The 4,202-nt window shown below is 43.9% G+C and carries 4 protein-coding genes; 1 reads left to right on the top strand and 3 read right to left on the bottom strand.

Features of this window, described 5'->3' with window-relative positions; genetic code table 11:
* Window positions 1-203 precede the first annotated feature (203 nt).
* Complete coding sequence (gene proX, locus F6K37_RS33525; RefSeq protein ID WP_287255038.1) at window positions 204-2,321, bottom strand: glycine betaine/L-proline ABC transporter substrate-binding protein ProX; 2,118 nt, start codon at window positions 2,319-2,321, stop codon at window positions 204-206.
* A gap of 477 nt (window positions 2,322-2,798) precedes the next feature.
* On the opposite strand from proX, the gene F6K37_RS33520 reads away from it, so the two are divergent.
* On the top strand, window positions 2,799-2,990 hold the full coding sequence (locus tag F6K37_RS33520) for a hypothetical protein (protein WP_287255036.1): 192 nt from the start codon (window positions 2,799-2,801) through the stop codon (window positions 2,988-2,990).
* A gap of 59 nt (window positions 2,991-3,049) precedes the next feature.
* On the opposite strand, the gene F6K37_RS33515 is transcribed toward F6K37_RS33520, so the two are convergent.
* Window positions 3,050-3,187 carry a hypothetical protein gene (locus F6K37_RS33515; protein WP_287255033.1) on the bottom strand — a complete coding sequence of 46 codons (138 nt, stop codon included), beginning with the start codon at window positions 3,185-3,187 and terminating at the stop codon, window positions 3,050-3,052.
* Window positions 3,188-3,282: 95 nt separating this feature from the next.
* Window positions 3,283-4,202 (bottom strand): CHAT domain-containing protein (locus F6K37_RS33510; protein WP_287255031.1); only part of this gene is annotated, 920 nt, incomplete at its 5' end.

Genomic DNA, 4,202 nt, shown 5'->3' with positions numbered 1-4,202 from the left:
AATATTATTTGGTGCCGATATCCCAATCACCTAGCATTAGTCGGTTGGGTTGATGGAAAGCACCTCAAGCAGCTTGAGCCTTGGCCACCCTACGGGAATGGCTGACAGCTGACTGCTGATGGCTGACTGCTGACTGCTGATGGCTGACTGCTGACTGCTGACTGCTGACAGCTGACAGCTGATGGCTGACGGCTGACTGCTTATTAAACATTTCTAGCGTCTTCGACCCAGCTATCAAACAGGTCTTGATGGTTTTCAATCCATTCTTCGGCATGGTGACGGATATCTTTTGAGCTATCTTCACCCTGGTTGAGTAATTCATTTTGGGCATTGATATCCTGAACGGGAATATGAATCAATTCAAACAAGCGCTTGGCGGCTGGGTTAGCAGATACAAATTTCTTATTAGCTACGATTCGGATCCGATCGATAGCAAATCCCAGATTTTTACCATTTACTGAAGTATCTTTTGCGGTCAAGTCTTTTTGTGATTCTGGTAGATCAGTGAAGGGAACTTCTAGCCAGACAACATCTTGATCTGGTTTTAACACTGCTGCCATCCACATTGGTGTCCAAGTGTAGTAGAGGATTGGTTGTCCTTGGTTGTAGCGAGTAATAGCATCTACAATTAAGGCTGAGTAGGTTCCTTGGTCTTGCTCAACGGTATCTTCGAGTCCGTAAGCTTTAAGATGATGCTCAATCATAATTTCACAAAACCAACCGGAATTACAGCCAATCAAATTGGCTTTACCATCACCATCTGAGTCAAAGAGTTTAGCGATTTTTGGGTCTTTGAGTTGCTCTAGGCTAGTGATGTTGTATTTATCAGCAGTTTTTTTATCAATCTGATAACCTTGCCAGAGATCAGAGGTAATTACTCCGAGTCGTTCTAACTTCTGTTCACCACCACTTTTTTCAACAAAGGGTCTATGACCGATGTCCCAATTGACAGCAGTGTAATCTAGGTCGCCGTTGCCCAAAGCCAGGTAAGCGGTGACGTATTCAATTTGTTTTGGCTGTTTGATGGTGTAACCAAGTTTTTCCAGACCGATGTTGACAATTTCGGTTTGGAATTGTTCTTCTTGCAAGCTGCTATAGACCGATTGTACGCTGACGCCTTTACCAGGCATGGCTAAAGTAGAGTCTGTGCTTACTTGGGCTTGGGAGGGTTGTTGCCAAGTCATAAAACCCAGGAGTGCCAGTAAAATGGTTGCTCCAACAGTAGCCCAAGCCAGTTGTTGACCTGTGGAAGAGCGCACCAAACCAATTGGTCCTCGTTTCAACCAAGGGATTTGGTTGTTGCCTTGACTGACTATCTGAGTGATCCGATCCAGCATTACTGCGATTAGAACGATGCTTAATCCTCCGACAGCAGCTAGTCCCACATTCACCCGACCTAGTCCTTGCAATACCATCTGTCCAAGTCCTCCTACACCAATCATGGAGGTTACCACTGACATGGATAACGCTAAGAGGATGGCTTGGTTGACTCCAGCTAAAATAGTTGGCATGGCTAGGGGAATTTGGACTTCAAATAACATTTGTGTCGGGGTTGAGCCAAATGCGATCGCAGCTTCGACAACTTCTGTAGACACTTGCCGAATCCCTAGGTTAGTCAACCGAATCAGGGGGGGTATGGCAAAGACACAGGTTGCCATTACTCCAGGCACTGCACCAATCCCAAACAACATCACTACTGGGACAAGATAGACGAAGGACGGTAGGGTTTGCATGGCATCAAGCAGGGGTCGCAGCACTTTCTCAATGCGATCGCTACTGGCACAGGCAATACCGAAGGTGATGCCTATCACCATGCAAAACACTACAGCGGTCACCACTAGGGAAAGAGATACCATGGCTTGGGTCCAGGCTCCCAAAAAGCCAATCAAGCTCAAAGCAGCAACACTATAAATCGCAATTCTGCCACCAGCCAGTTGCCATGCTATCAAGGCAATCAGAATCAGTAAAATTAATGGAGGAATCGATAGCAACAGCCATTCTATACTCTCCAGGGTGATGCTAATCGGTAGACTAATCCCTTGAAAGAAAGGACGAAAATTGTCAACCAGGAAATTCACTGCAGCAGTAATCCACTGCTGGAGGGGTAAGGTATAAAGCTCAAAGGGGTTCAGGATAATATCTAGACCTCCTTGGCTCTTGGCGATCACGAAAACAGATAGAGTCAAGGATTTCAACACAATAATACCAGTATTTTTATTAATATTATCATGCCAGGGAGCATTTATTTTGTCAGGGGTTGGTAATGGGTAAGCTAAAACCCATGGAACATGTTTTTTAGCAAGGCAAAAGGCAAGAGGCAAAAGGCAAGAGGCAATATTAAATAGTCAAAATATGACTAAGTTAACTTTTTTTAGTTTAATAATAGACATTTTAAATACAAAACTGCATAATCAATTAAGTCATTAATAATCCATATATCTTCTTGATTTTTTACTCAACCAAATACTGCGTCAATACAATAATTACAGTAACAATAATTACAGTTTTTTGTATTAACAATAATTCTGATTTAATTGATTAAATCTTGTAAGCATTCATCGCAGCTGGGATAATTCTCCCCATTTCCCGTTCTTCCCGACTCCCGACTCCCGATTCCCTGCTCCCTAAAAAAATTGTAACAAAAATTCTAAAATATGTTATAATATAAGTTTATTTTTGTGTTATAATAAAATCACGTTATGAACACTAGCAATGTTCCATGACAAAAGCCAGCCTCAAGATTTACCACAGTCACCGGGCTGGCTTTGAATCCCCTATAAAAGAAGACCTGATTTATTATGACTTATGCAAATCGCCTACATCCGTGGGCGATCGTTCGGCTGTTGCCCAAGATGCAACGGGTTGTTGTTCGTCGGTTCCGCAACCGTTCTAATGCGGAGGGGCATATGCAAGCTCTGAAACGGCTGATGCCTGATGCTAATTTCGTGATTGTTTTTGATTTAGGTGAGCCTATCGGTGAAGAATCGTAGGGTTGAGCGGGAGTAGGGAATGGTTGAAGGTTTAATGTTGTGAGGTTGAAGGTTTAAGGTTATTTGGTTGAAGGTTGAAGGTTGTCAGGTTGAGGGTTGTTCGCGTAGCGTGGCCAAAGGCCAAGGTTATTTGGTTGAGGGTTGTGGTAGGATACAGGCAAGATGCCTGTTCCACTAAGATTGCTATCAGGATTCATCAAGCTGACTGCTGACAGCTGATTGCTCAATACTTACCCCTACTCCCGACTCCCGACTCCCTACTCCCGATTCCCTACTCCCGACTCCCGATTCCCTACTCCCCAGCCATAGAGCGCCAATTGCCAGAAGGAATAAAACTCGCCCAATAAATGGGATGCTGATACTCTGGACTTCCTAGCATTTGCAACTGAATCCTTCGCAAAGCTTCAGAACGCCCTTGGTTATCCTGCAATCCTTGATAATAAGACACCATTAGATCCTTGGTAACCTGATCATTTACTGCCCACAAACTAATGACTTGGCTTTCTGACCCGGCAATTACCAACGCTCGACGCAACCCATAGATTCCTTCCCCAGCACTGATATTGCCTAAGCCAGTATCACAAGCTGATAACACCACTAGCTTTGTACCTGATAAATTTAATCCCGTTGCTTCTAAGGCTGTGAAGATGCCATCTTCTAGATCATTGTCTGGCTTGTTGTTGTTAATTCCTGCTAATGCTAACCCTGAGCTAAGTAAGGCATTATCCCCTGACGTAAACTCTTCCGAATCAGGTCTTTCTTGGAAGAAACCATGGGTAGCAATATGTAGTATTATCGGACGAGTAACTTGTTTTAATGCTGCTTCATTAGCTTCAGCACCTAATAACGGCTCCACACCAAGCATCTTTGCGATCGCATTTACTTCCTCAAGAGCACCAGGTAAAGGGGATAAGCTCAACTCGGAAGGATTGAATTGACGTAAGCTGCGAGTTGCTACTATCTGGTTTTCTTCCCCAAGGGCAGTAGTTTGAGCGGAATTATCAAAATCTGGTGCTCCCAAAAGTACTGGTTGGGTGAGCTTGGGATTAGGATTGGATAATCTCAGTAAATCCCTACCGGAAGTGAGGTAAGTAAAACCATAGCTTTCTACTAAATACCGGTCGTCTTCATCTACTAAAGCTTCAAAGGGGATCAGGTTGAGGTAGCCGTCTGGAGACAGTAAAATCCTGCGGCTATCTCCCAACAAAGGAA

The sequence above is a fragment of the Moorena sp. SIO4E2 genome (assembly GCF_010671945.1).
GTDB classification, from domain to species: domain Bacteria; phylum Cyanobacteriota; class Cyanobacteriia; order Cyanobacteriales; family Coleofasciculaceae; genus Moorena; species Moorena producens.
This window is presented reverse-complemented; position numbering and strand designations above follow the sequence as displayed.